The organism is Arthrobacter sp. sptzw42 (assembly GCF_059089685.1).
In genome coordinates, this window is record NZ_JBNHEX010000004.1 from 136,303 (window position 1) to 162,173 (window position 25,871).

Sequence of the window (25,871 nt, forward strand, 5' to 3'; positions counted from 1 at the left end):
GTCAGTTCTCCCACTGAAGATCATCGACGGCGTCGAGGATGCGGTCCACACCGGGCAGGTAGTACTTCTCAAGCTTCGGCGCCGGGTACGGGATGTCGAACCCGGTGACACGGCGGATGGGCGCGGCCAGGTAGTGGAAGCAGCGCTCCTGCACCCGGGCCACAATCTCCGAGGACACGGACGCGAACCCGTGCGCTTCAGCGATCACCACGGCCCGGCCGGTCTTCCGCACTGACTCACACACCGTCGCATCATCAAACGGCACCAGCGTCCGCACGTCGATGACTTCCAGCGAGCGCCCCTCCAGCGCGGCGGCCTCGGCAGCAGCCAACGCGGTGGGGACGGACGGGCCGTAGGCGATCAGCGTCGCGTCAGTGCCGGGACGCGCGACGGCGGCACGGCCTTCGGAGGTGCGCCCCGCCGTCGTGCCTTGCTCATGGGCGGACCGCAGCGACGCAAGGTCCACCAGGTCCTTGGACCAGTAGAGCTTCTTCGGTTCCATAAACACCACGGGATCGTCCGAGTCGATGGCTTCGCGGAGCATCCGGTACCCGTCGGCCACGGTGGCTGGGGTGTAGACCTTCAGGCCGGCGGTGTGGGCGTAGTAGGACTCGGAGGAGTCGCAGTGGTGCTCCACTCCCCCGATGCCGCCGCCGTACGGCACCCGGATCACCAGGGGCAGCTTGACCGCCCCGCGAGTGCGGTTGTGCATCTTGGCCACGTGGCTGATGATCTGCTCGAACGCCGGGTAGGCGAACGCGTCGAACTGCATCTCGATCACCGGGCGCATCCCGTTGATGGCCATGCCCACGGCCATGCCCACGATGCCGGACTCGGCCAGCGGGGTGTCGAAGCAGCGCTGCTCGCCAAAGGTGGCGGTGAGCCCGTCGGTGATGCGGAAGACCCCGCCGAGCATTCCCACGTCCTCGCCGAACACCAGGACGGAGGAATCAGCCTGCATGGCATCAAACAAAGCAGTATTCAAAGCCTTGGCCATGGTGACCGGCTGCGGACCGGCGGCTTCAGCGGTAGCAGCGGCGGAGGCGGCCGCCCGGGCGGTGGCGGCGCTGACGTTGCCGTTGGCCTCGGACGAGGTGGTGATGGTGGGGCTCACTTGCCGGCCTCCTTTGATGCTGAATTCTGCGATGATGCTGCTGCGTCGCGGGCGAGTTCGTCGGCGAGCAGGGCAGCCTGTTCCTTCATCTGCGGTGTGGGCGTGGAGAAAACGTGGCGGAAGAGTTCCTGAGGGTCCACCGGCACGTCCTCGCTGAGTCCTTCGCGCAGCTGGGCCGCCACGGCTTCGGCGTGCTCATTGATCCGCGTTTCAACGGCGTCGTCCAGCAGGCCGCGGTCGGTCAGGTAGGTCCGCATCCGGTTGACGGGGTCCTTGGCCCGCCACTCGGCAACTTCGGCGCTTTCGCGGTAGCGGGTGTCGTCGTCGGCGTTGGTGTGGGCCTGCATGCGGTAGGTGTTGGCTTCCACCAGCAGGGGACCGAAGCCTTCCCGGGCCAGTTTCACGGCCCGGTCCAGGACGGCGAGGAGGGCGACGACGTCGTTGCCGTCCACACGCTCGCCGGCCATGCCGTAGCCCACGGCCTTGTGGGCGAGCGACGGCGCCACGGACTGGTGTGCCAGCGGCACGGAGATGGCGTACTTGTTGTTTTGGACGAAGAAGATGACGGGCAGGTGGAAGACGGCGGCGAAGTTCAGGGCCTCGTGGAAGTCGCCTTCGCTGGTGGCTCCGTCACCGCACATGGCCAGCACCACGGTGTCCTCGCCGCGCAGCTTGGCGGCGTGGGCGACGCCGACGGCGTGCAGCAGCTGGGTGGTCAGCGGCGTGCACTGGATCCCCACCTTGTGCTTGAGCGGATCGAACCCGCCGTGCCAGTCGCCGCGGAAAATGGTCATCACCTGCACGGGGTTCACGCCGCGGGTCATTACGGCCACGGCGTCCCGGTAGGTGGGGAACATCCAGTCACCCTCGGACAGGCACAGCGCGGCCGCCACCTGGCAGGCTTCCTGGCCGTGGCTGGACGGGTACACGGCCATGCGGCCCTGCCGGACAAGTGCCGAGTTCTGGTCATTGACGCGGCGGCCGACGACGAGCTGCTCGTACGCTGCCAGCAGTTCCTCATCGCCGGGCAAAGGGTACTCGTGGCCGGGTTCGGTGCCCTGCTCACCTCCGGGCTTGAGCCGGCCGGCCGGGTCCACCATCTCGATCTGGTGCCGGGCCGGAAGCATGTAGTCCTCGGCCGTGATGCCGAACTTTTTGACCGCCTCGGTGAGGGCGTCCTCGGCGGGCGCGGCACTGGCCTGGACTGCGTTGCTGGTGCCCGGTGCGGTGTGGTTCGCGGAGATCGTCATCGGTTCCGTCCTTCTGTTGCCACTATTCCTCCCCAGTATCCGCCCGGGGAAGGTTCCGTATCCAGCACCTACAGGAATCGTGGAGAAGCTGCACGGTTCTGCCTACACTGGGAGACGAATTGTAAGTGTGAGACAGATTACTGACGGAGTGCGTGGACGAATTGGCAGCCAAGGATGCGGGGACGGAACCAGTGCCGCTGGACGACATCGACCGCAGCATCATCTCGGAGCTGACGCGGGACGGCCGGATGTCCGTGACGCAGGTGGCGGAGAACGTCCACATCTCGCGGGCGCACGCGTACACGCGGATTAGCAGGCTCACCAGTGAAGGGGTGTTGTCCAAGTTCACGGCGCTGGTGGACCCGATCAAAGCCGGGCTCCGCTCGTCCGCCTACGTGACCCTGAAGCTGAAGCAGGATTCCTGGCGCGAACTCCGGGACCTGCTGGCCGCCATACCGGAGGTGCACCACGTGGCCTTGGTGGGCGGCGACTTCGACGTGATCCTACTGGTCCGTGCGGTGGACAACATCGACCTGCGCCGGGTTATCTTCGACCAATTGCAGTCCATGCCCGGGGTGCTGGACACGCAGACGTTTTTGGTGTTTGAGGATGTTGATACGCGGTAATTCTGCCCCCTGGCCGATAGTTTAACTTTCAAATACCTTGAGCTTTTGTTGACCCTTTGACCCCCCAGTTTTTGAGGTTGCCCCGGCAATGTGGTTTCCAGCTAAACCACGGCACACAAAAAACTAAAGGGGACACATCATGAAGAACAGCACTCTGGTCAAGGGCACCGCAGCCATCGCCGTTGGCGCAGCACTGCTGCTGGGCGGCGGCGGAACCCTCGCCGCGTGGAACGCAGAAGCCAGCGCAGCGCCCGGAACCATCGTTGCCGGTGACCTCAACGTCGTAAAGAGCACCAACGGCGTCTGGAAGGACCGCGCCGGAACCACCATCCCCGACATCAGCGCCTACAAGGTGGTCCCGGGCGACAAGCTCACCTTCACCCAGGACGTTGACGTCACCCTCACCGGGGACAAGATGGCTGCCACCATCGTGGCCCTCGGCGCTGAGCCAACCAACGGTTTCACCCCTGCCAACGTCGCGGTCAGCGCCCCGAGCCTGACGATCGACGGCCAGCCCGTTCCGAACAACCTCACCGCGTCCACCGGTATCCAAAAGGTCACCGCCACCATCACCTTCGAATTCCTTTCAACCACATCAGGCCGCGCTGACGTCTCGAAGTCCTACAGCTTCGGCAACATCAAATTCACCCTTCAGCAGGTGGTTGCCGGTACCGGTCAGGCCGCAACCCAGTAACCTGATGCCGGTGGGGGGCTTTACAGCCCCCCACACCGCTGATGATCCAGAAGCAGAGCCGGGAGGGGCCAATGCGCATCAAGCGCTTACTGCAGGCGGCGGCTTTGATCGCCGTCGCAGTGGTCCTGGGCCTCCTGACCGTACAAGGCACCTACGCCCTCTGGAACGCCACTACCAGCACAGCAGTCGGGACGGTATCCTCGGCCTCGTTCATTGTGGGCCTCACCTCGGTTCCGTCCGGCCAGGCAACCACCATGACCCTGGCCGACGGTACCCCCGCCACCTTGGCTATCACTCCAACCGCCACACTGTTGCCGGGCGGATCTGTCTACGGCGGGGTTGCAGTGGCCAACAACACCAACGCCGGTGGTTCGTTCGACACCGTTATCACTGTCGCCAGAGGACCCTTGACAGGCACGGGAGACGGAAGCCTGGCGCAGAACGTCACCGTCAACACCAAGATTGTTTCCCTCCCGGCGGACTGCAACACCACCACCGGCTACACCGCCCTGGGAGCAACGGGGTTTGCATCACCGGCAGTGGCTAAGGGCGGGTCCACGGTCTTTTGCTTCCAGGTCACCCTCAACTCCTCAGCCCCTGCAACTGCCAAAGGACAAGCAGTGAACATTCCCCTGACGCTCACCGCCCGCCAGACCTGCGGGGTGCCCGGTGGCTGCTGACCTGACAGCACGTCCGGCTCCCCAGGCCCGCGTGCCGCGAACGGACAACCAGGCGGCAGCGTCGCCGTCGAAAACCAAGGACACCAGGGACGTCGACGGCGGGGCGTGGAGCACCATTGCTCGCATGGCCAGCATGTCCGCGATGCTCATCGCCTTGCTCGCAGCGATGGTGTTGATCGTGATTCCGGTAGCAACCGGATCCCAGACCTACACCATCCTCACCAAGTCCATGGTCCAAAAGTTCCCCCCGGGGACGTTCATGGTGATGAAGCCCGTAGCGTTCAGTGAGCTCAAGTACGGCGATGTGATCACGTTCCAGCAGTACTCCGGCCGCCCGGATGTCGAAACCCACCGCATTGTTGGTTATGGCGCCACCCAGCAGGGTGAAAAGACACTGATCACCAGGGGTGACAACAACGGCGCCAACGACCCCGAACCCGTTCGTGAAATCCAAGTCAAAGGCAAACTCTTTTATGCGGTGCCGTACGTCGGCTACGTAGCCAACGCCCTGGGGAATTCCGATCGCCAACTGTGGACCAAGATAGCCGCCGTAGCGCTGATCGGCTATGGCGCCATCACCGTCTACAAATCCGTCCGCCGGTCCCGGGCCAGCAAGACGCCCGCCCAGGCGGCCTAGATGCCCTGCTTCCGGGATATTCCAGGCGCCGCACCCGCTGCTGCCGCCTTCGTCCTCACCCTCATGCTCGGACTCGGCGGAACGGCGGCGTCCGCACTGTGGCAGCAAAGCGCAACGGCCACCATGACCGTCACAGCCGCGCCTACCTGGCCCGCACCAACCTTTTCCGGGTTCACCTGCACCAATGACAACAACAGAACGAACGCCGTCTTGACCGCCACCGGCCCGAAGGTTCCCGCGTCCCTGACGTACGACGCTCTCCAGCCCAGCGGCGCCTACGGACCCTCCTACTCCGACGCGGTGATGCTTGGCACCAGCAGCACGGTGGCACTGAACATAACCTCGCCAATAATTGCCGCCAACCGGACTACTTCGCACCTTACTGTTCGGGTAACAGCCGCCTACGCCGACCAAACGCAGATCACCGCCACCGCAGTGGTACAGATCGAACAGGGCAACAACAGCAACAAAGTGACCTGCATTTCAGCCACGGCGTAGCCTTCCAGGCCCTCTGCTGATTCTTCAAGTTTCCGCAATGGTCCTCGTCTTGAACGAATTGCACACGTGTTACCGGATTTAGCGCCGGCGGCCAAAGAAGCAGCAACTTTCGCGAGTCCTGCGCAATTCCTGCGCTAAGGGCAAAATCCTTCGTTTCCCTTGAGCTGAAGTCCGATAAATCCACTTTTGTTCTATTGTTTTGGCCGGATAAGGCAGTGAGGATGAATTGGTGCACATCGTGGTGCATGCACAGCTTGCTGGGAGCAATGATGGAGGGGACTTTGCATGACCGCTGGAAACTGTTTTGCCTCACCTTTCGCGCGCCGCGGGAAACCGCTCGCTATCTTGGTGGTCGCGGGGGTGACAGCATTGGCGGGACTGCCTGGCGCAAATGCTGCTGATACAACCCCGCTGGATCCAAATCCCGGCCCATCGGGCAGCTTCAGCTGGAAGGGTTTCAACTGGGAAAAGCGCTTTTGGGGTGGCGCACCCCAGTACAACCAGGCATACGACCCCGCCAACGTGAGCGGTCCCGACGCCAACGGGTACGTCTCCCTGAAGATCACAAACCCTACCGGGGAAGCACCCGTCGGAGCTGAATTCCAGTCCACCCGGGAGGGGTTCGGGTACGGAACATACAGCACTGTCGTGGAAAAGGATCTCAGCGCACTGCAAAAGGAAGTGGTGTGGGGATGCTTGTTCACCTATGATCCCGCGGCTGCCCCGGGGTACAACGAGATCGACCTCTGTGAGGCGTCAGCCTGGGGAGGCGGGGCTGCCTATGGGGAGTCCTGGCCGGTGAGCCAGGGCCACGGCTACTGGTTTGATGCCACCAAGCCGCCGGGAACGGGCAACAACACCGTCACGTTTAACGTCACGAACAGCCCCATTACTACCCATCGGATGGTCTGGGAGCCGGGCCGGGTCACCTATGAGACCTTCGCCGGCGAAGGCTACACCGGGCCTCTGCTCAAGCGCACGGTACTGGAAGGTGCAACAGTGCCGGTACCGGCGAAGGAACGAGTCCACTTCAACCTGTGGGTCACCGGCGGGGGCGGGGGCGATCCGGCGCACGTCAAGCCCGAACAAGTAGTTGTTCGGGATTTTTCCTTCGTGGCATCGGCGATCAGCACTCCCCCGCTACCCGCCCCGGAAATCAAACTAAGCGCAACCAGCACCGCTACGAAAAAAGGCGCCACCACAACCTTGAAATGGTCCGGCGCCACTGGAGCCAGCGTAACGCTGTGGACGAACGGCGTGAAAAAAACCATTGCTAATACCGGGAGCTTTACAAGTTCCGTGAGGCTGGGAAGTACCACGACTTATAAACTCTGCGATACCGCAAGGTGCTCAAATACCATCAGCATTACATCGTAAAGAATGGCCACAGGCGCGAGGTGCGCATCCGGTGCTCACCTCGCGCCTGTGTTTGCTTTTGCATCACATTTGCTTATTAGCCAATGTTGATGGACCTACTGGCCGCGGACCGGAACTATCCGCTTGATGGCCAGGCCAAGGGCGAGGAGCGCAAAGGCGGCGAGAGCGAACCAGAAAATATCGCCTGCTCCGGTCATGGCGAGAGTTCCTGAGCCCGCGCCGGCGGCGGCGGGAATAGCTGCATTATTATACATGGGTTACCACACTTTCTTCCTTTTGAGAATTGCATCTGTATACGCCTTCGCGTGGACCGCCTGCAGAAACAGGTCAATCATTATTTCGTACATAGTGGCGGCGGCGAGCATGTACCTCCATCCCCGCAGTCTCACCGTCACTACCCGCTCGATCACGAAGACACCGGTCACGGCAAGCCAGAATGGCTGGATATGCATTGCTGCCCCCGTGACCAGTGCAAACGCCACCGTGCCCACATAGGCAAACGTCACCATCACGCCTATGGCGGAAAGCAGCTGCCTGCCCCAGTACGGACGCGTCACTGCCGTCCAGCCGTACTGCATACAGTTTTCCAGTGCGCCTCGCTTCCACCTCAGCCGCTGCGCCCACAATTGCCGCCAGGTGGGCATTACTTCGGTGACGAGGGTGCAATCTGTAGGAGAGCGGATGCGGTACTTAAGAGTCAGCAGGGCGAACGACAGTTCGTTGTCCTCCGTCAGGACGGATGTGTCGTAAACGCCCCCGCGCCCGTCGCCGGCAGGCAGGGTGCCGTCGAGCCGGGCGGCCACGATGTCCCGTAGAGTTCGGGCCCGGAAGAGCGCCGCCGTACCGGTTACCACCAGGCATTTTCCGTGGAGGCGCTGCACGTCCCGGACATAACGGGCATATTCGTTTCGCTGAAGGTGGCCAACGAAGCCACCACCGGGGCCGCCCTGGAACACTCCTCCTACAGCACCAAGCCTCGGGTCTTTTCGCAGGTGGGCGGCTGACCGCTCAATGAAGTCCCTGGACAACTGGGAATCAGCGTCCTGCACGAGTATCAGATCTTCCGGTGCCGATGTTGGCAGCAAGTCGGCGAGGACGAAGTTCAGCGCGCCGGCCTTCTTGTCAGTGTTGCCAACCGTCCGGATCACCTCTGCTCCGGAACGCGCGGCGATTTGCTCCGTGGCATCGGTGCAGTTGTCAGCCACCACGATCACCCTGTCCGGGACAAGGGTCTGGTCATACAGTGAGCCCAGCGTTCCTGCTATTTCGGCTTCTTCATTATGTGCCGGAATTAGGACGGTAATCACGGACTCACCGCTAGCGATTTATTAGCCTTAACAAGCGCCCAGCAAGGCACCAGCAATGCGCATAGCTCTTTCATGAGTCCCTTTTCGTCAGCGGCTTATTGAAACCGAGCCTTCCAACGAAAACGCAAAAGAACTGCATGTAACCTGTCAAGGAACGTGCAAACCTTTATCAAGAACAGCTCAAGCGAATTGCAATGTGGCTTGTGGCACATTTTTGCAGAGCCCGTAGAAAGTTCTTGAGTCTTTCTTGACTGCCATCTGCAGGAATTCTTGATTCTTACCCGGCAAAGTCGCTTCAGCCAGCTGCGTAGATGGACCACCGATTGTTGGCGAGCTTTCTACCGAACGCTTCCCAGGTGTTCGTTTCACCCCCCCAAGGACCTGATCCATGATTCTCGTACTTCAACACGCGCTGCCCGCAGCCCAAGCTAACGACGTTGCTGAACCTGCCTGCGCGCTCGAACCTGCAGACTTCCGGCGGAAACGGGGCCACACACGCTGGCAAGAGCCCGTTGCGAAGATACTGGGAGACCTTGGCTGAGCGCGGCCTGACGCTGCTGGAACCGGCACCGCTCATGACCTTGGCGAAGGATATAGGAGACCCCACCTGTGCTTTGAACTTCTTGCGCGACTATCTCCGCATGCTCCCGGGAAGGATGGCGAGGATCAACACACATCTCAATGAGAAGGACCGCGAAGCAACCATAGACGCGCTTTTGAGCCTGAGAGTCACATCCGCCATGGCAGGGGCAGAGGAAACGGAGCGCGAGTGCCGCGCCCTTGAGGCCCTTATTCGCTCCAACCCGCCACAGGACACGCGTGCTGCTGCGCATTCCCTTGACCGATCGGTTACTGCGCTGGTTGCCCGTAGCCAAGACCTTCTTGGCAAAGCCCGGGCTGAACTACAACAAGTCAAACCCGCGGTTTGAGCTTGCGGTAACCCTGGTACTCCGCAGCGTTATTGCCTCACTTGTTGAGAGCCATCAGCACCACCGGTATGGTCGCCAAGGCCAGAGCAGCTAGCACCAGGTAGGACAACAGCCGCATGCGGGCCTGCCGCCGCTCTCGGCGGGAGTACTTCCGGTAATAGCCAGCACCATGTTTTCCCATGCCGCGAGGTTATAAAAGTGACCCTCAAGAAACGATCAAGCTAACGGAACTGTTACGCGCCTAGGACTGAAGAGGCTGCGGCACCTAGTGGCGGCTCTTCGCTCTAATCAGACCAGCGGCAAGAAGGCCGGCCGCTCCCAGGGAAGCCAGCATCCCGCTAAGAGCCGCAACGTAGTCGGTGATTGTCATGTTCCGATCCCTCCGTATCCCCTGGTCCTGCCTCTTGGGCCCAAACTATTCGAGAGGTTGAGGACTTGGCGAGAAATCGCCCGCCAGATCAGGTCAAGATTCGGCTACGGCATCATGACCGAAATGTACGTAGGAAGGAACGGATCTGCCTGCCTACCGGTACCCGTCCACGATGGCAGCGGCAATTTCCTTGTACGCGCGCCGGGTTTCAGGCTTGAGAACGTCCAAGGTTACAAGGTCACCGTCGGCCACGCCGCGGTCATGCGGTACGGCGATCAGCTGGCGGCAGATGCCGGCGAGGTGTTCCTCAATGGCGTCCTTGTCCACCCGGGAGGACACCTCGTCCTTGTCCGTAATCACCACGACCGCGTTGCGGGCCAGGTCCTCGTACCCATGGCTGGCCAGCCACTGCAGGGTGCTCCGGGCGCGCTTGGCGCCGCTCACCGCATAGCCGGCGGCGATCACCAAATTGTCCGCGGACTGCAGGATCCCGCTCATGGCATTGTGGGTGACGCCGGTACCGCAGTCCGTCAAGGCCACGGAGTAGTAGGCGGCGATGAGCTTGCGGATGCGCAGGTACTCCTCCGCAGTCAGTGAATCGGAGACCTCGGGGTCCTGCTCCCCCGCGATGAGGTGCAGCCGGCCGGCGTGGTGCATGTATCGGGCCAGTGCGGTGAGTGAATCGACGGTGTCGATGTTCCGGAGCAGGTCCGTGATGGTGCGGGGGCTGGACTGCTGGTAGATGCCCTCTCCCAGGGCGCGCTCCACGAGGTCGCCGGAGTCGGGATTCGCGTCGATGGCACAGGGGGCATCGCCGCGGTACTCGGCCAGGGTCAGGCCTACACCCACTGTGGTGGAGGTCTTGCCGATGCCGCCCTTGAGGCTCAGTACGGCGGTGTTGTAGCTGCCCTGCAACTGCCGGGAGATGCGCCGGCCCAGTTCTTCTTCCTGGCGCTGCTTTTCTCCGGGGCCCATGTTCCAGGCCCCGCCGGTCATCTTGAAGATGGCACCGCGGACACCGCCCACCGGACGGGGCTTTTGTTCCTTCACAAACTGGCCGGGCGAGCTGGTGAAATCGGGCATGGGTTTTTCAGCGATGGTGTCAGCCACAGTGGGCCGGGTCCGCCGGAAAGCGGCTGTCACGGAAGGAGCGTCCGACGGTGCAGGCTCGGCCCCGGTGCTAGCGTAACCAGGGATGGAATTGCTGGAGTTCGATGCAGAAGGCTGCAGAGGCCCTGAAGTTGCCGCCCTGGTGAGCGCCGGGACGCGCTCGGCAGGCTTTACCGCGTCAGCTGCGGCAGCAGCCTCCGCCCAGGAGGTTCGACGAGTGAGCGGCTTGCCGGCGTCGGGCTGGCTGGAAGGGTTGGGCGTTACGGCTGGCATGGTTCCTGTCCGGGCATTCGTGAGGTCACCATCGTCGCGACGATTATCACGGCGACGGCGTAGCTGCGGCTGCCCTGCATTGTCTGCATTGGCGCGTGCGTTCTGATCCGCGGGATCGGGCATTTATGTCCCCCCAGGACGTTCGGCTAACTGTCTTGCTGCACTCGTTCAAACAGTAAGTCTAGGAGGTTTAGAAGATCGCCCGGGTCAAATGCGTACTAGAGCTGCGCCTACCACGCCTGCAGTGAGGACCAGGAGGACTACCAGGACGGCGTAGGCCTGCCATTTGGGGCGGGTTTTGTGAGGATTTATGTCGACGTATGGCATCGCTAGCGGCGGTTACCTCGTGGTTGCGTGGGAGCGATCACGCGGATGGCTCGGCGCTTGTGCCGGAGCATCTGGTACAAAACACAGAAAGGAACCAGCAGGGTGCCCAGCAGAGCGCTCAGCGCAAAGGCATACTCGGATATAGCCATAACAGCCTCCATCGGTCACAGTGATCCCCCAATCACCCCCGACCTAACCACGTGACAGGTGCAATGACAAGTCGCGTCACCAGTGGGCCCACCGCCTGCCGAAGCTACCTACCCAGAGCCAACAGTACGACGGCCACCGTCACACCGGCCAAGGCAGTCAGCAGAGATAGGAAAGTACCCTTATTTCCGGTGCCTCAGCTCCCGCCGCGAGGATCGGAAAGGCTCGAGTGCCTCAGTATCTACCCTTACCGAGATTCTCCAACACACACCCTCAAGGTTCGATCAAGTCATGCTGATTGTTACGGACGTCCCCAGGGGCTGGTCAGCGGAGTAACCTTTCCTTTCAAGAGCAAATTCCCAGGCAGGAGGTAACTCATTGAAGGTGAAGGGGAACACCTGCGGAAGCTCACCATGCCGTAGCCCACAGGATTGTGCCCGAGCGACGGGGCCACGGACTGGTGTGCCAGCGGCACCGAGATGGCGTAGCCGTTGTTCTGGACGAAGAAGATGACGGGCAGGTGGAAGACGGCGTCGAGGTTCAGGGCCGCATGCAAGGCGCCTTCGCTGGTGCAGCCGTCACCGCACACGGCCAGCGCCACGGTGTCCTCGCCGCGCAGCGGCTACGCCGACGGCGTGCAGCAGCTGCGCGGTCAGCGGCGTACACTAGACCCCCCTTGTGCTTGAGGGGATCGAATTCGCCGTGCCAGTCTCCGCGGTGCCGCCCTTATGTAACCCGGTAGGTAGCCACCGTTAGGGTCATGCATTCGCTTAGCCGCTCCCGGAGGCGCGTCAAAAGAATTTAGAACGCATGGCATTGTCACCGCTAAACCCTCGCTTGGATGTGCTCCAGTCTCCAAGCGAGGGTTCCGTTACCTCTTTTCTGCTACACGGAAGCGGTCTTCAAAAGTCCGATTACTTCGGCCCACATCCGGTCATTCTCAGCAAGTAGTTCCGGCTGCATTTCCTTAATGCTGGCTAAACCTTCCTCGTCCATGATCAATTTCTCAACGGACGACTTTATGTCTTCATCAGGCGAAAACAGCCAGTGCTCAACGCCGTAGTCCCTCAACAACTGCTCGTATTTATGTGACCACCCAAAAGCAAGTACGGGCGTGTTTTGCGATAGGGCGCCCACTATAGCGTGAAAACGACTTGCGATGGCGACGCGAGCGTTTCCAATCACCCCCTTCAGCACTAAAGGGTTTTCATCCCGGAACACCTGGCAATCAAGCTGCGCTGCAATACGACGGGCGAGGTCGTCATCGTTGAATTCGTGCACAACCAACACTGGCTCAATTCCCGCTGCACGAAGCACCTGACCCGCTGTTACAAAAGAAGCGGCATATGTCTCCACACCCAGACGGGCGTGTGTGATCATTTTGACGTTAGGAACTAAGGCGGCATAGTCGCCACTGAACTGTAAATCGCGCGGCGCTTTCAGCCCGATAGTAAAGTCGGGCGACAGTTTGACATTGATTGAAGAGTCCAACTCTCGAACGTGTGCCAAACTTACTGCATCCCGAGCAAAAACGAGTTCTGCATCAATCAAAAGCTGCTTCGACCATCTTCGCTGCTCTTCATTCTTGAAGGGACCAAAAGCCTGAGGAAGAAAGATGGTGGGAATACCCCGCTTCTTTCTACGGTTTGCCACTAGCGCTTCTCGCTTGCTCCGCACGGCGGAAAAGCTATCACTGTAGGCAAAACCTGCGGCATCCAGCACGCCTCTAACGTCACCTTCACTCGTGAGCCCGAAGGCATCCCTGAGTTTCGGTGGCACCACGGAACCGACCAAACCGGTCACGAACGGTGCCTGGTTCATCAGCAGCGTCTGACGCATCCCTAAGCGCGCACGAACATCATATGCAGCCCCGTTTGGTGAAACGGCGACAGGAAACTTTCCTTCCAGGCGGTCAGCGACGGCATACATCATTAACTCCGCACCCTTATTGTGGGTATTCACTCCCCGCAAATCAATTGTCATAATGAGTTGTAGCTCCTAAGGGAATCAAGGTCTCGCTTGGCAGAATATGGAGTCAGGCTAGATGAGTCCGCAAAGCCAAAGCCGATGAGCATTACCACCCGTTCGTGACTGTTGAGTCCCAAGAGCTTGCTCATTCGTTTGTCCCGTTCTAAAATGTCCGGCCAGTTTATGCACACAGAGGCAACGTTTTGCGCCTCTAAGCCAAGAATAAAGGACATAGCTGCCAAGCAACCGTCGGTGTAAATAAGATGCCGGTCGCGCTCATCGGAAAAGGCCGATAGATCTCCAACAATAACTGCCAACCCTGGCAACGCATGCCCATATCCAGCAGTACCCATAGGCACAGCGGCAACCTGACGGATCATTTCCGGATCATCGAAAATTCGGAAGCTAAAGGGCTGGCGATTGCAAGCAGAAGGAGCCTCGCGTGCGACATTCATGGCGCGATCAACGACTTCACGGGGAACTGGTCGAGCTTCGAACCATCGCACAGACTTCCGGCGTACTGCCAACTGCGTCAGCGTTTCGATGTCAACAGGAGGCTCATCAGTGTACGGAGCATGCGGCCCGGTTTCAGGACTGCCATCGGATTCCCATTCTAGAGACTCGAAGGCTGACTGCGCCCGACGGATGACGGGGCTGTGGCTTGATTTCGTAGCGTCAAAGTACCGGCGCAAAACTTCACGCGCCCAGTCGAGTACCTCGTCGCTGATGAACCCGGGATGGTGTTCAGCGGCCGACCGCAACAGGGTGATGGTCTCAGCTATGTAGTCGACCCCAAATGTCTCTCGACGTGGGACCATTGTTAGCCCCTTCTCCAACATGTGAATATTGCGCCGCAGCAGGAATTCCTGTTTCCCGTCTGCATATTTTTTCGAAAATGCCTGATGGCCCTTCGATACAACAAACTCTTCGCGCTTGAATGCATCGCTAATTAAGGAATAATAAACCAGCCGATGGATCCTGCTTCCGCTACGCAAGCTCTGAATAAGTTTTTGCCGGCGACGGCCTAACGACTTCCTTACGTCTGGTGAAAGTTTCATTTTCACTCCTTTTCCGCCCATAAAAGCAATGAGATATCTTACTGGCGCCACTAAGGCAAGCGCCATCTGGAGGCCTGCGGGCCTGGTTGAAGCTCCGATGAAGCACGACAAAAAGGATGCAACGACATAAGAGATTAAGGTCGACAGGGCTGCTCCCGCCAAACCCATATTTGGGATCAGTAGAAAATTGAGACCGATGTTGAGGGCAGCTCCAAGGAAGTGGCGGATCAGCGAGGCGAACAGCAGGTCTTCGACGATGATCCACTTGCTGAAGACAGCACCCATGAATACGAAAGGTAGCGCCAAGACATGAATCTGCAGAACCTGTCCCGATACGGCATATTCCTCCCCATACAACAGCGTGAGGAGAGTGGGCCCAAGCAAGTATGCAGCCGTGGCGATGGCAACTCCGGTCCAGCAGGCCAGATCATAAGAACGCTGGAGAGATCTTCGGTACTCGTGGCTTGTGCCCCCGTACTTTTTTCGTATGCGAATCAGACCTGGGAACGTAGCAGTCATGAACACAACCGGCAAGAAGTAGAACATTTCCGAGAATCTTGCCGCTGCGGCATAGATGCCAACACCAGCACTTCCAACCAAGGCTTGGATGATAAGGATGTCCCCGCGGCTGTTGATCTGCTGAGCGATCCCGGACAGTAGGAGGACCCAAGACTTGCCTAAGAGCTGACGTATGCTAGAAAATCTTATCCGCCCTAAACCAACAGCCTGCTTGTCCATATAGAAGCGCAGGAGCAACCCACCGGAAATCAACACCGACTCCGCAACGTACATCCATAGGAAGAACCATAAATCCACCCCGATGAACCCAGCTCCTACGCGTGCGGCAAGGAAAACTAGGACTATGGAAATTCGTACTAAAGCGCTCTTGCGACTTTCGACCCGAGCCTGAAACCAGTACTCGGTTGCATCAAAGCCCCGAGATACCAAGACCAAGAGTGAAATCATCGTCGCCTCAAAGACGGCGGATTGCCCGGCGCTCAAAGACACAGACAACAACAGTGCATACGCGAGCAGGGCAAAGAACTCCCTGATGACGATGAGGGATGTCATTGTCATCCGCTGATGTTCTGGACGCTCGACCAAAGACTTGATAGCCAAACCCGCCAAGCCAGCGGTCACAATCGACATGCCAATGTTAGCCAAATTTGTCGCGTAACTAAATACGCCAAATTCAACCACACCCAGAACTCGCGCCAGAATGACGCCACTAGCCGCTGTCGCAGCCATGCTAACAATCTGCTGCAAAGTGGCCCAAGTAGCACTTCCTACGATGCGCTTACGTGAAGCCGCACTTCCTACACCAGTCGATAACTTCACCGGCTCGGCTTTCTCGCGTGCGAATGGCCACTAAGTCGCCGCGACGAACTCGCTACTGCTGCGGAAGAAAATTCTCTTACAACTTCCTTCTTTGGGTAGAGCATGGCGATAGCAATAACTGCTACTAGGATAGGAAATGAGCGTCCGTTCGTCCAATAGATAAAACGAGGTATCTCCAAAATTCCTACAAAAACGGATGAATACGCTATTAATGCAGGAAGGTGTCCTCTACGCAAGGAGGAATAAATCGACCCCAAGATAACTCCAAACGCAATCCAGACAAGGATCATCCCCGTAGTTCCAAATTCGGCGTTAGTGAGCAGAAAGGAGCCGCTGTTTGTGAAATCATAGTTAGCTTGGCGGATGAGTACGGATGACCACCAAGTAGTAATTGGGACACCATCTACACCTGGATGCTTGAGAATGTTTTCCACAATTGGAGCACTCCAGAATCCAACAACCGAATAGTACGGCACCGCCCCACTATCAGGCCACGCTAGATTGAATAGCGCGCTGTTATTGTAAGACGTTACATAATAACCGAGAAGCCGTGTAGTAACCCACTCTGGGAAGGACACCTGCACGACTTGCTGATAGTAGACCCAACTTCGTGAATATTCCGATACTGCAAAAATTGCCCACACGGCTGGCGCTCCTAAGAGCGGACCCCATCGGACAACCCACTTAAGGGGTGACCGAGGAGTTACCGTCACGGCGTAAATTACCAGCGTAGGTATAAGAACTTCGATAATTGCTAGTCGCTCCGCGTAAAAATACGCCCTAAATGCTGCTAAGGCAATGACAACTAAAAAGCTGACATTGCGATCGCCCATCCGCTTGAGTAAAACGGCGACGGTAACGGCAACCGGACCAAATTGCGTGAGCGTTGTAAGCCCGGCCACCGGGCGGCTATTGCTCTTTAGCTCACCAATCGCGCTTGTTTCGCGCTGCAATACTCTCGCCAAATCTGTTAGGCCAACCCCTTGCTGCGCGGCGCTGATCATCCAAAATGCGTATCCCAGTAGAGTTAGCGTCAACAAGACCTTGTAGGATCGACGTAGAAAATGCAGTTGGTCATCGTCAAAATGAATTTCGACGGGGCCACTCTGCCAGGCCCGCAGTGAAGAGGCGGCTATGCCGGCAAGCATGGCGACCATCCCGATAACAAGAAGTGACGACTGTTCAAGATCGAGGTACTTCAGCACCCTCCATGTGGCATAAGCCTCTGCCGGAAGCAGGACGGAGAATGTAGCAGTTGTGCCAGCGAGAATGAGCAGGGCCGAGCCCGGATGCATCCACCAAGGCCATGCAAAAGTAATCCCTCGCGGGCCTGGTTCCTTGTCAATCTCGAAGTTAGCGGTCGGAGCTGCTGTTCCCTTAGTCACCGGTCTCCTGCATGAACTTCATAAGGCGCTGACTTCTTTTTCTCCATGAATATTCACTTGCGTAAGCTATCCCAGAGTTGTTGCCGTTGTAACTTGACAAAGCAGAAAGCATGGCAGGCACTGGATCGCTGTAGCGCTCGTACAGGTAGACGCCGGGCCCTGAACGCTCGGCCAATGTCTCCGTTCGCGTAGCAACAATGTTCAGCCCCGCCGCGAGATACTCGTAGTACTTCATGGGGCTTCGCCCATTATTAGACGGATCATTGCTCATCGGCAACAGGCCGACTTTGGCTGCTTTCAATAGCTGCGGTATCTCCGCGTAGGGCACCGGCCCGAGAAAGCGCACGTTTGAGGGAAGCTCAAGCGGCTTCGAAGAGGGTACAGGGCCGGCGACGCTAAATGGCTCCATTGGGAAGGCCTGCGCGAGTATCTGTAGAGCCCGCCAGTCAAAACGCTTGTCCAATGCACCGACATAGACGGCTCCTGCTCGTGGTCCAGATTTCGGCGCTTCGCTGAAGCGTTCAAACTCGACGCCATTCTCAAGGACTTCCGTTGGTATGGCCCGTGGTGCCCCTGCAAGCACCTCATCCAAGACGCTCTTAGACGTCGCCACGACGCCATTCGCCATGGCTACCACGCGCATTTCCGCTTGGCGTGTGCGGGTATCAAAATGAGCATCTGTCGGTCGATAAATGATCCGCTTTGGCTTCAATATTTCTATCAGCCCTCCGAGAAGTGGTTGATCGACGATCAGAAAATCTGGAGATTTGTTGCGATCTCTTCCCAACGCTGCGGACCAAGACCGCATAGGAAGGCGCATCACGGCATGCGCCGCCGACTCTGGTAAGCGACCTGTCGGGAAACCGAGAAGCGGAACAACGTGCTTTACGCCTTGGGCGTCTGTCACCGGGGAATTTAGCGCCATCTGCAGCCGACTTCGTACATCTGTACCGCGAATCTTCGAAAGATGAAGAGGTGTGAGCCCTGTCGAGACATGGGTCACGTCGCACCCGGCTTCAGCGAGTTCTCGAGCATAGTGGTGGCTTCCGACCCGAAAGACACCAGTCTGAGCAGTGTGGCTAGCGAATACAACGTCCCACATGGTCATACTCGACTTACCGCTACGGCAGACCGAAGATAATCCACCAGACGCTGCCGCTTTGCTTTGATATCAGGCATTGCGTTCTCCACCGCCAACCAATAATCGCCTGCGTCATTCGCCAAGTCCCGAGCTTGGCGCACGACTAGGTCCACATCGAAATCAAAAGCATTGTGCACATAGGCACTCAAGCCCAGGTCTTCGTACGCCCCCCAGCCCTTACGTTCATAGCTTAGATGGACGCTAGGAACACCGGCCCGAATGGCTTGAATGGCTCCGTGGAGCCGTACCGAGACGATAACAGGTGGAACGGCCTGTTCACCTTCTACTACGTCCTTGAGGGTGCGAAGTGCGCCCGAGTGGCCCAGCGCACGGTAAAAGTCAGGATCGTTGTTGCCCCTCGCGCTGGCCTGAGTTAGCCACTCGCCATCAGTCCGTTCCTGAAGGTCCAGGAGATTCCTCCTATAGGCTGCTGCTCTGCGTCCTCTTCCCAGTTCACGCGCAACCAGCCCGACCCTCCCCCGATTCTCAGGGGCAACAGAGACCGCCCCCTGCCAAACCTCCGGAAGGCCAAGAATGGCCATGTCCGGAAGCCGAATGGCGTCAACAGGGCTACCTAGTTGAGCGATTGTGCGGTCATCGCGGCCCATTACAGCGGTAGCGTGGGCCAAGCGACGAGATGTCAAACCTCCGACCCCAAACGAGAAAGGACCGATACTCTGAGGCAAGTACACGAAGGGCGTGGCTTCACCTGAATAGGGAAGCTGTACGAAATTTGTTAGGGCCATCTTGAGGGCCTCAATCGAGCCCTTTGCCCGAAGATAGCCGCCGCCCACTCCAACGACCAGATCGGCTTCGGTTACGAGCCGCTCGATGGCGTCAGGTCGGTCGCGACGGATGAGTCTGATTAGCCCCAACTTGACGGTCTCGATTTTGCTGATGCTGTGGAAGCCACCCGACAGCGGATGCAGAATTGACTCGAATTCACGAGAGTGAAAACTCTCCGGATCGAGCGCAACTAGCGACACCGACACGTTTGGGAATGATGCCTCAAGGATGTTCAGAGCCTCATCCACCAACAATCCATCACCTGAGTTCGTCGAACTATAGGCGTGAATGATTAATGCTTTCAATTTGCCACCTCGTGAAAGACTTGAGCATGCTGTTCGACAGAATTAGTCCAGTTGAATCGTAGACAGTTAGTTAGCCCGCGAGTACGTAGGTCATCCCTAAGACTAGAATTAGTCGCCATCTCCAGCATCGCGCCCTTGATGGACTGATGGTCAATGTTTTTTAGGATCACAGCAGCATCACCCGCGACCTCTGCCAACGAACCGCGATTGCTACAAATGACCGGCGTCCCGCAGGCCATGGCTTCTAAAACTGGAAAACCGAAGCCTTCATACTTGGAAGGGAAGCAAAATGCCATGGCCTGACGCATGAGAGGCACAAGGAACCGCTCCTCAACTCGACCGACGTAGATGACGCCAGGCGATTCCTCGATGCAGCTAAGGATAGGATCGCTGTCCCAGGCACGACCGCCGGCAATGAGAAGAGGAATGCCCGTCTGTTCGAAGACCTTGGCCGCTGCGCGAACGAGTTCGATGATGTTCTTTCGCGGGTCCAAGTTTCCCAAGTAAAGAAAGTAGGGACCGACGACTCCAAGTTCCGCGAGCGCTTCGGCGTCCTGATCGCGGCCAGCGTGGACATTGAATTTTGCGTGATCTATTCCATGCAGGATCGGGACGATCTTCGAGGAAGTGCCAGGGAAAAGTGTAGCTATGTCCCGTGCTGATGACTCTGACACCGTAATGATCCGTGAGCTGACGTCCGCCAGACGCCCGACACGGGTCCTCCACAATTTATCCTGAAGTCCCTTTCGAACGTTAGGTACATGAAGAGTAGCGAGACCGTGAATTGTGCCTACAATCGGACGGCGCCCTGTCGATACCGCTCCCGTGTCAGCAGGGAAGTGGAGGACATCGAAGTCCCGGCAACCGAAAAGCGGCATAGTGACACTTTCCGTTACGGCATACTTCGCTGACCGGTAGCGAGGGCTTTGGCTAGCAGGGCGTGCAATCTGATGAGTGATGCCGTATGTCGAAATATCTTCATAGATCTTTCTTGCATAGCGTGTGTTACCACCAACCTGTTTGTCGATCACTCGCCCTGAAACTAAGACTCTCGTCATCGTTAGACGCCACTTTCTAGCAGTTGAGAACTGCATGGGAAATTTACAGCTCTTATTTGCATTACCCGACTTATCGATTCGACCGGGATATCCCCATTCGCATCTAGCACTGCGAACAACCTAGTCAGGGTAAAGACAGCTTTCGACATCTGCCGTTCCCCCGAGCCGACTATCAACGATGACGTCGGACATATTCCACCGCGCACCTGACCGTGTGATGCCGTGATCGCTTTTGCACTGCAAAAAAGTGAGCGATGGACTTGCCCCGGAAGTCCTCCCAGCCTCAGCCTTGAAACCTGGCGCATGGACCGATCCTAACTATTCGGGTTGACAAGGAGCTGTCGCCCGAATAAGGACGGCTCTTGGAGGCTACGCGTCCCCCAGTCGACCGGTTCCTTTGATGCCACAGTTCGAATATGCGCTCCAATTCAGTGCGCGACAACAGCAGTGCGATTTTGCTTGCCACACCATTGGGCCGGCGCCAACTGCGCCTTACTGAGGCTTAGAGTACAGATGTTTTTGACGCTGTTCCAATCCAGTAGATGCGGCAGCACCCCGCCGCCACACTGAAGGTGGCCCAATTTGGGCGGGTCACAGACGGACTGTGTGACATCTTGCGAGTCGAAATGTGACGGTTACCCTACCAGTACTGAAAAGCCAGCGACGCACGGCCACAGCCATAGCCGGTTCCTGATGAGGCGTACACATTGTCTGCAAGGCGCCTAGTCATGACGTATATGTCGAAACAGGCGCAGATCGATGTGTCAACGGACCAGTTATGCTTAGGGCTACCGTCAGATGGACTCTGCTCGACGGACACTGTCGGCTTACTGACTGTTACACATCAACCCTAATTAACACCGGAGAGATAATCACTTGGAGCTGACTGACTACCTAAGAATTCTTCGGCGCGGTTGGATACTGCTGGTTTCGATAACCTTGGCCGGACTGCTTACTGGGGGAGCTATTTCCCTTGCCATACAACCTACTTATACCGCTGAAACGAAACTGTTTTTGGCGACACAGAACTCTGGGTCCGTGCAGGAACTACAACAAGTCAACAACTTTGGCCAGGACCGGGTTCAGTCATATGCACAGATCGTCACCACGCCGGCAGTACTTCAGCCAGCGATCGAGAGTCTCGGCTTGGAGACATCTCCTGGCCAGTTGGCCGGCAGAATAACGGCCAACGCTGGGGTGAACACTGTCCTATTGACGATCCGGGCAACCAATCCTTCTCCGGTTCAGGCGGCTGCCATAGCACAAGCTGTGAGTGAAAGTCTCATAAAGGTGATCGATCAGCTTGAAAGTCCCTCGGCCGGTGGAACTCCTCCAGTGCGGCTTTCCGTCGTTACTCCTGCAACGGCTCCAAGTACTCCTTCGGCTCCCAATACACGACTTAATCTCGTCATTGGGGCGCTCCTCGGGTTCGTCGTTGGCTTGGGAGCAGTCGTGCTTAGGAATGTTTTGAATACGAAGGTTAAGGGCGAGGTTGATCTCCGCAGAATTACAGATGCCCCTATCTTGGGTGGAATCGCCTACGACTCCGATGCCGCTAAAAAGCCCCTACTCACGCAGTTTGCCCCGCAAAGCGCCAGAGCCGAGGCCTTCCGGCAGATTCGTACTAACCTTCAGTTTGCGCAAGTGGCACACAAATCCAAGACCGTTCTCATCACTTCATCCCTCCCCGGCGAGGGCAAAACCACAACTGCGGTCAACATGGCGCTCGCACTGGCTCAAGCAGGTAAATCTGTTGCACTAGTCGATGCCGATCTTCGCCGGCCAATGGTAGGCGAGTACCTTGGCCTGGATCGTAATGCCGGTTTGACCACTGTGCTTATCGGCAGTTCTTCCGCTGAAGAACTGCTTCACCCCTGGGGCAAGGATCAGCTATACGTGCTTACATCCGGGCAGGTTCCTCCCAATCCAAGCGAACTGTTGGGCTCCCAGACCATGGCGGAGCTTATCGAGGAACTTGAACGGCAATTTGACGCCGTGGTCATCGACGCGCCCCCACTTCTTCCTGTTACTGACGCTGCTGTTCTAGCACAGCGAGTATCCGGAGTTGTATTGGTCGTCGGCAGCCAAGCAGTTAAAACAGCCGACGTGGAAAAATCGCTGTCTGCACTTGAGATGGTCGATGCTGCTTTACTTGGCGTGGTACTCAACAAATTGCCTTCCAAAGGCCAGGATGCCTACACCTACACATATACCTCCTACGAGAGCGCCCAGCCCAACCCAAAGAAAGGCCTTCGGGGGGGCCAGCCTGCAAGGGAATCCTCATCGTCTGGCGAATTCGATGAGCTCGTCTTTGGCAGCTCGGACAACCAGTTTGAGCGTAAGTAGACCTCATTACGAACGTCGCGACGACTTTGACCGTGCAATCTGCACATTTTAGCTAGAGTTTTGGAGCGGTCCTGGGTGCCACTGCCCGGGACCGCTCTGGCTTGTGCGCGATGTGAGGCCTTCTCACCATAAAGCCGTTTTCTTTCCCGGCGTCGTCATAGCTTCTGCTGTAACTCGCCGGTGCTTGTTGAAATGCCAGCACAAATCGGACCGGTAATCCATTAGCCTGCTTGCTAGGACCTGCGCCTGGGTTGCTAGACGAAGCGAGCTGCGTCAACAGGAGCATACCCGGCCAGCATCTACCGCTCGTATATGGCTTTCTGCTTAGCTCGGTTTACATCAAGCTGATATATGTTCCGTAGTGCTTCCGCTTGGGCGGCGTCATTGCAATCTGCCAAAGCTTTCGATGCGGAGTTAACCATATGGCGCCTTACTTCTGCCGATTCCAGGGCTGGCCAAGATTCCGCAAGCTCCTCGGGGGTATCAATTAGGAGAGGCATCTGGATCCCAGTGAACGCCGCAATATCACGAGCAACGATGGGAATTCCCATCAGTGAGGCCTCAAGGACTGCGATCGGAAATCCCTCCCATTTGGCGGAGTGGATGTAGACATCGGCAGCCTTAAGCCTTTTCAGCACTTCCCGTCTCGATAGCCAGCCAGTAATATTAATACCGGCTTTAGCGAGCATGAGCTCGGTATCGGGGTCGCCTCCGCCAATCCACGTGGCCTCGACCTCATATCCAGCATCGCGTAGTGCAAGAATGCAGTCGCGAAAGAACAGGGGGTCCTTTTGCGGCCCCAAACGACCAGCACCTACTACGTTTCGTACACGACCTATTTCAATCAGCCTGCTTGTGCTTACAACATCACCAGACACAACATTTGGCACATGAACACTGCGAGCGGGCGCCAGAGGCCAGTTTGAAATTTTCTGCTCACGCTTTGAACAGGCTGCGAATGCTGAGGTATTGAACGAAAAGATCCATTCGAGGAGCCAAAACAACGCACGCTTCGACGCGCCAACGTCTCTTCGCTCAAATCCGTAGCAGTGTGGAGTGTAGATTATTGGTCGACTTTCGCTCTTCATGATGGCTGCGCGAACGTACGCACCAGCGAAGCTCGAGTGGGCATGAATCACGGCGTTGGGGTGCTTCCGCACATATCGTCGAAGGTCACGCATGCGGCGAAAATGCCCTGCCCGCAGTTCAGTAACGGATGCAAGCCTTCCCATATCGCTGGGATCAACAGGAGCATCATCTCGCGGTGCAAAGACTAGATGATGCTCAGCGTCCGGAGAATTACGGCAGTAATCGCGGATCGCAGCGGCAACACCACCACCAAAACTCTCAGTGACATGGATCACGGAAGGGATAGGACTAGTCAATTTCGGCTCGCAGGCACATAGGACCAATATTATCCAGTCATGAAACAACATGCTAACTGCAGGCTAAGCATGAGTCGCACTCTGCCTACGTGACCAGACGAAGTTTCTATTCTCACAGAAAGTTGTGTTAGTAGTGGGGGCAGTGGACACATTTGCGCTCGAAGGTCATATCGGCGACGATAGGCGGAGCGAGACAGTATCTGTCGTCGGACGGTCGGGCGCTCGAGCCTAGTTTATGTGACTTATCCATGCGGCGAGGGCGCTCAACTTGGGGATGCCGTACCCGTAAAACTTGCCTCAGCCAGAACTAAAAATGGGGGACCACCTTGGGTCATGAGGCGGATTGGCGGATACGCACATCCCGTTTGCTGGGCGTTATAGATGCCGTTGTTGTTGTTTGGGCAGTCGTCGGGGCATTTGTGTTCCGTTTCGGTATGGATCCAAGCGTCGATGCCGGACAAGACGCGGCGTATGGCTGGATTTCCGCTGGTTTGGTGGTCGTATGGTGGCTAATGCTTGGTGCGTGGTCCAGCAGACAGTATCGGATACTCGGAAGTGGCGCCGACGAATACAAGAGGGTCGCGGCTGCTTCACTCTGGCTATTTGGTGCAATCGCCATCTTTTCGTACGTATTCCGGATAGATACCGCACGAGGATACGTTGGCGTAGCTCTCCCCGTCGGTCTCGGGGGGCTCCTGCTTGCCCGCTGGCTAGTGCGGCAACACCTCAGTGTCGACCGTCAACGAGGCCGCAGTATGCACAAACTACTAATTCTTGGCGGGCCTGGTGCTGTAGCACACTTGGCAGAGTCGCTGTCCCGCTCAAAACAAGCGGGCTACATGCCCGTGGCTGCCTATTCCCCGGGATCTCAGGAGCACCCCCCTGTAGAACCTCTGTCGGGGCTTCCCGTGCTAGGACACAGCGCCGATCCAAAGCACATACTTCAGGCAATAGAGGAATGTGATGCTGACGCCGTTGCTGTTTCCGCAGGCGTGCAGTTGCACCCTCAGTCGCTCAGACACCTAGGCTGGGAGCTTGCGTCGAGAAATATTGGCCTCATCATGGCTCCGGCACTAACAGATGTTGCAGGGCCCAGAATTCATACGCAACAAGTGGCCGGGCTCCCTTTGATTCACGTCACGACTCCCACGCTGGAGGGAGGACAGCGCGTAGCAAAGCGTCTTTTCGACGTTGTCATTTCCGGCCTACTCATCGTATTCGTCGCCCCCATCCTGCTGTTCGTTGCTCTATCAGTTCGACTGGACAGCAAAGGACCAATTCTTTTTCGTCAAGAACGAGTAGGCATAGAAGGGACGACTTTTCGCATGCTGAAGTTCAGGTCGATGGTCGTCGACGCCGAGCACCAACTTCACGAGCTCGCGGCCAGCAATGAGGGCAGTGGCGTTCTCTTCAAGATGAAGGACGATCCACGTGTAACTCGGATCGGTCGCGTCTTACGAAAGTACAGTATTGACGAGCTTCCGCAGCTTTTCAATATTTTTGAAGGCTCGATGAGCCTCGTTGGGCCGAGGCCACCCCTTCCAACAGAGGTGGCCGCATATGAGCACGACGTACGGCGCCGGTTATTGGTTAGGCCCGGTCTAACTGGCCTCTGGCAGGTTAGCGGCCGATCTAACCTCTCGTGGCAAGATTCTGTGCGGCTTGACCTGTACTACGTAGAAAACTGGTCGCTTACGGGTGACCTCGTCATTCTGCTTCGGACTGTTAGGGCTGTCTTCCGCAGTACAGGCGCCTACTGAAT

Annotated in this window: 22 protein-coding genes and 1 pseudogene; 9 read left to right on the top strand and 14 right to left on the bottom strand. The window is 57.8% G+C overall.

Features of this window, described 5'->3' with window-relative positions; all coding sequences use genetic code 11:
• Position 1 precedes the first annotated feature (1 nt).
• On the bottom strand, positions 2-1,114 hold the full coding sequence (locus AC5RT4_RS06605; RefSeq protein ID WP_494105232.1) for an alpha-ketoacid dehydrogenase subunit beta: 1,113 nt from the start codon (positions 1,112-1,114) through the stop codon (positions 2-4).
• The gene (gene pdhA, locus AC5RT4_RS06610; protein ID WP_494105233.1) at positions 1,111-2,364 is read right to left on the bottom strand and encodes a pyruvate dehydrogenase (acetyl-transferring) E1 component subunit alpha; all 1,254 of its coding nucleotides are present in this window, start codon (positions 2,362-2,364) and stop codon (positions 1,111-1,113) included. Before pdhA ends, AC5RT4_RS06605 begins: the two co-directional genes overlap by 4 nt.
• A gap of 161 nt (positions 2,365-2,525) precedes the next feature.
• On the opposite strand from pdhA, the gene AC5RT4_RS06615 reads away from it, so the two are divergent.
• From AC5RT4_RS06615 to AC5RT4_RS06640, 6 genes are all read left to right on the top strand, one after another.
• Positions 2,526-2,990, top strand: a complete 465-nt coding sequence (locus AC5RT4_RS06615; protein WP_494041752.1) for an Lrp/AsnC family transcriptional regulator — start codon at positions 2,526-2,528, stop codon at positions 2,988-2,990.
• A gap of 139 nt (positions 2,991-3,129) precedes the next feature.
• Positions 3,130-3,684 carry an alternate-type signal peptide domain-containing protein gene (locus tag AC5RT4_RS06620; RefSeq protein WP_494105234.1) on the top strand — a complete coding sequence of 185 codons (555 nt, stop codon included), beginning with the start codon at positions 3,130-3,132 and terminating at the stop codon, positions 3,682-3,684.
• A gap of 71 nt (positions 3,685-3,755) precedes the next feature.
• Complete coding sequence (locus AC5RT4_RS06625; protein ID WP_494105235.1) at positions 3,756-4,364, top strand: hypothetical protein; 609 nt, start codon at positions 3,756-3,758, stop codon at positions 4,362-4,364.
• Positions 4,354-5,001 (top strand): signal peptidase I, encoded by a 648-nt coding sequence (locus tag AC5RT4_RS06630; protein ID WP_494105236.1) that lies wholly within the window; start codon positions 4,354-4,356, stop codon positions 4,999-5,001. Before AC5RT4_RS06625 ends, AC5RT4_RS06630 begins: the two co-directional genes overlap by 11 nt.
• On the top strand, positions 5,002-5,499 hold the full coding sequence (locus AC5RT4_RS06635; RefSeq protein ID WP_494105237.1) for a hypothetical protein: 498 nt from the start codon (positions 5,002-5,004) through the stop codon (positions 5,497-5,499).
• 285 nt (positions 5,500-5,784) lie between these two features.
• Positions 5,785-6,876 carry a LamG domain-containing protein gene (locus AC5RT4_RS06640; protein ID WP_494105238.1) on the top strand — a complete coding sequence of 364 codons (1,092 nt, stop codon included), beginning with the start codon at positions 5,785-5,787 and terminating at the stop codon, positions 6,874-6,876.
• A gap of 95 nt (positions 6,877-6,971) precedes the next feature.
• Here AC5RT4_RS06640 and AC5RT4_RS06645 read toward each other — a convergent pair whose 3' ends face one another.
• Together AC5RT4_RS06645 and AC5RT4_RS06650 are read right to left on the bottom strand one after the other, a co-directional pair.
• Positions 6,972-7,130: a hypothetical protein gene (locus AC5RT4_RS06645; RefSeq protein WP_494041627.1), complete on the bottom strand. Its 159-nt coding sequence runs from the start codon at positions 7,128-7,130 to the stop codon at positions 6,972-6,974.
• Between the two features lie 3 nt (positions 7,131-7,133).
• A complete protein-coding gene (locus AC5RT4_RS06650; protein ID WP_494105239.1) occupies positions 7,134-8,183 on the bottom strand; it encodes a glycosyltransferase family 2 protein in 1,050 nt (349 codons plus the stop codon).
• 575 nt (positions 8,184-8,758) lie between these two features.
• Here AC5RT4_RS06650 and AC5RT4_RS06655 point away from each other — a divergent pair.
• Positions 8,759-9,112 (top strand): Hpt domain-containing protein, encoded by a 354-nt coding sequence (locus AC5RT4_RS06655; protein WP_494105379.1) that lies wholly within the window; start codon positions 8,759-8,761, stop codon positions 9,110-9,112.
• A gap of 37 nt (positions 9,113-9,149) precedes the next feature.
• Here AC5RT4_RS06655 and AC5RT4_RS06660 read toward each other — a convergent pair whose 3' ends face one another.
• From AC5RT4_RS06660 to AC5RT4_RS06700, 9 genes and pseudogenes are all read right to left on the bottom strand, one after another.
• Positions 9,150-9,293 (bottom strand): hypothetical protein, encoded by a 144-nt coding sequence (locus AC5RT4_RS06660; protein ID WP_494105240.1) that lies wholly within the window; start codon positions 9,291-9,293, stop codon positions 9,150-9,152.
• A gap of 342 nt (positions 9,294-9,635) precedes the next feature.
• On the bottom strand, positions 9,636-10,865 hold the full coding sequence (locus AC5RT4_RS06665; protein WP_494105241.1) for a MinD/ParA family ATP-binding protein: 1,230 nt from the start codon (positions 10,863-10,865) through the stop codon (positions 9,636-9,638).
• An 874-nt stretch (positions 10,866-11,739) separates the two neighbouring features.
• A pseudogene (locus AC5RT4_RS06670) lies at positions 11,740-12,056 on the bottom strand (thiamine pyrophosphate-dependent enzyme); the annotation flags it as partial.
• Positions 12,057-12,224: 168 nt separating this feature from the next.
• A complete protein-coding gene (locus AC5RT4_RS06675; protein WP_494105242.1) occupies positions 12,225-13,322 on the bottom strand; it encodes a polysaccharide pyruvyl transferase family protein in 1,098 nt (365 codons plus the stop codon).
• A complete protein-coding gene (locus AC5RT4_RS06680; protein ID WP_494105243.1) occupies positions 13,319-15,703 on the bottom strand; it encodes a nitroreductase family protein in 2,385 nt (794 codons plus the stop codon). Before AC5RT4_RS06680 ends, AC5RT4_RS06675 begins: the two co-directional genes overlap by 4 nt.
• Positions 15,700-17,088 (bottom strand): O-antigen polymerase, encoded by a 1,389-nt coding sequence (locus AC5RT4_RS06685; protein WP_494105244.1) that lies wholly within the window; start codon positions 17,086-17,088, stop codon positions 15,700-15,702. Before AC5RT4_RS06685 ends, AC5RT4_RS06680 begins: the two co-directional genes overlap by 4 nt.
• On the bottom strand, positions 17,081-17,995 hold the full coding sequence (locus tag AC5RT4_RS06690; RefSeq protein ID WP_494105245.1) for a glycosyltransferase: 915 nt from the start codon (positions 17,993-17,995) through the stop codon (positions 17,081-17,083). The genes AC5RT4_RS06685 and AC5RT4_RS06690 overlap by 8 nt, the downstream gene beginning before the upstream one ends.
• A 197-nt stretch (positions 17,996-18,192) precedes the next feature.
• Entirely contained in the window at positions 18,193-19,320 is a 1,128-nt protein-coding gene (locus tag AC5RT4_RS06695) for a polysaccharide pyruvyl transferase family protein (protein WP_494105246.1), read from the bottom strand.
• Positions 19,317-20,351 carry a glycosyltransferase family 4 protein gene (locus AC5RT4_RS06700; protein WP_494105247.1) on the bottom strand — a complete coding sequence of 345 codons (1,035 nt, stop codon included), beginning with the start codon at positions 20,349-20,351 and terminating at the stop codon, positions 19,317-19,319. The genes AC5RT4_RS06695 and AC5RT4_RS06700 overlap by 4 nt, the downstream gene beginning before the upstream one ends.
• A 903-nt stretch (positions 20,352-21,254) precedes the next feature.
• Between AC5RT4_RS06700 and AC5RT4_RS06705 the strand changes: the two genes are divergently transcribed.
• Positions 21,255-22,724 carry a tyrosine-protein kinase domain-containing protein gene (locus AC5RT4_RS06705; protein ID WP_494105248.1) on the top strand — a complete coding sequence of 490 codons (1,470 nt, stop codon included), beginning with the start codon at positions 21,255-21,257 and terminating at the stop codon, positions 22,722-22,724.
• 299 nt (positions 22,725-23,023) lie between these two features.
• On the opposite strand, the gene AC5RT4_RS06710 is transcribed toward AC5RT4_RS06705, so the two are convergent.
• On the bottom strand, positions 23,024-24,160 hold the full coding sequence (locus tag AC5RT4_RS06710) for a glycosyltransferase (protein ID WP_494105249.1): 1,137 nt from the start codon (positions 24,158-24,160) through the stop codon (positions 23,024-23,026).
• A 383-nt stretch (positions 24,161-24,543) separates the two neighbouring features.
• Between AC5RT4_RS06710 and AC5RT4_RS06715 the strand changes: the two genes are divergently transcribed.
• The gene (locus tag AC5RT4_RS06715) at positions 24,544-25,869 is read left to right on the top strand and encodes a sugar transferase (protein ID WP_494105250.1); all 1,326 of its coding nucleotides are present in this window, start codon (positions 24,544-24,546) and stop codon (positions 25,867-25,869) included.
• The last annotated feature ends 2 nt before the right edge of the window (positions 25,870-25,871 follow it).

Excerpts from the sequence above, each read along its gene's own strand:
- AC5RT4_RS06640 (WP_494105238.1), top strand. The coding sequence starts at position 5,785 with ATGACCGCTGGAAACTGTTTTGCCTCACCTTTCGCGCGCCGCGGGAAA.
- AC5RT4_RS06660 (WP_494105240.1), bottom strand. The coding sequence starts at position 9,293 with ATGGGAAAACATGGTGCTGGCTATTACCGGAAGTACTCCCGCCGAGAG.
- AC5RT4_RS06645 (WP_494041627.1), bottom strand. The coding sequence starts at position 7,130 with ATGTATAATAATGCAGCTATTCCCGCCGCCGCCGGCGCGGGCTCAGGA.
- AC5RT4_RS06665 (WP_494105241.1), bottom strand. The coding sequence starts at position 10,865 with ATGCCAGCCGTAACGCCCAACCCTTCCAGCCAGCCCGACGCCGGCAAG.
- AC5RT4_RS06625 (WP_494105235.1), top strand. The coding sequence starts at position 3,756 with ATGCGCATCAAGCGCTTACTGCAGGCGGCGGCTTTGATCGCCGTCGCA.
- AC5RT4_RS06715 (WP_494105250.1), top strand. The coding sequence starts at position 24,544 with ATGGATCCAAGCGTCGATGCCGGACAAGACGCGGCGTATGGCTGGATT.
- AC5RT4_RS06620 (WP_494105234.1), top strand. The coding sequence starts at position 3,130 with ATGAAGAACAGCACTCTGGTCAAGGGCACCGCAGCCATCGCCGTTGGC.
- AC5RT4_RS06675 (WP_494105242.1), bottom strand. The coding sequence starts at position 13,322 with ATGACAATTGATTTGCGGGGAGTGAATACCCACAATAAGGGTGCGGAG.
- pdhA (WP_494105233.1), bottom strand. The coding sequence starts at position 2,364 with ATGACGATCTCCGCGAACCACACCGCACCGGGCACCAGCAACGCAGTC.
- AC5RT4_RS06655 (WP_494105379.1), top strand. The coding sequence starts at position 8,759 with ATGACCTTGGCGAAGGATATAGGAGACCCCACCTGTGCTTTGAACTTC.
- AC5RT4_RS06710 (WP_494105249.1), bottom strand. The coding sequence starts at position 24,160 with ATGTTGTTTCATGACTGGATAATATTGGTCCTATGTGCCTGCGAGCCG.
- AC5RT4_RS06635 (WP_494105237.1), top strand. The coding sequence starts at position 5,002 with ATGCCCTGCTTCCGGGATATTCCAGGCGCCGCACCCGCTGCTGCCGCC.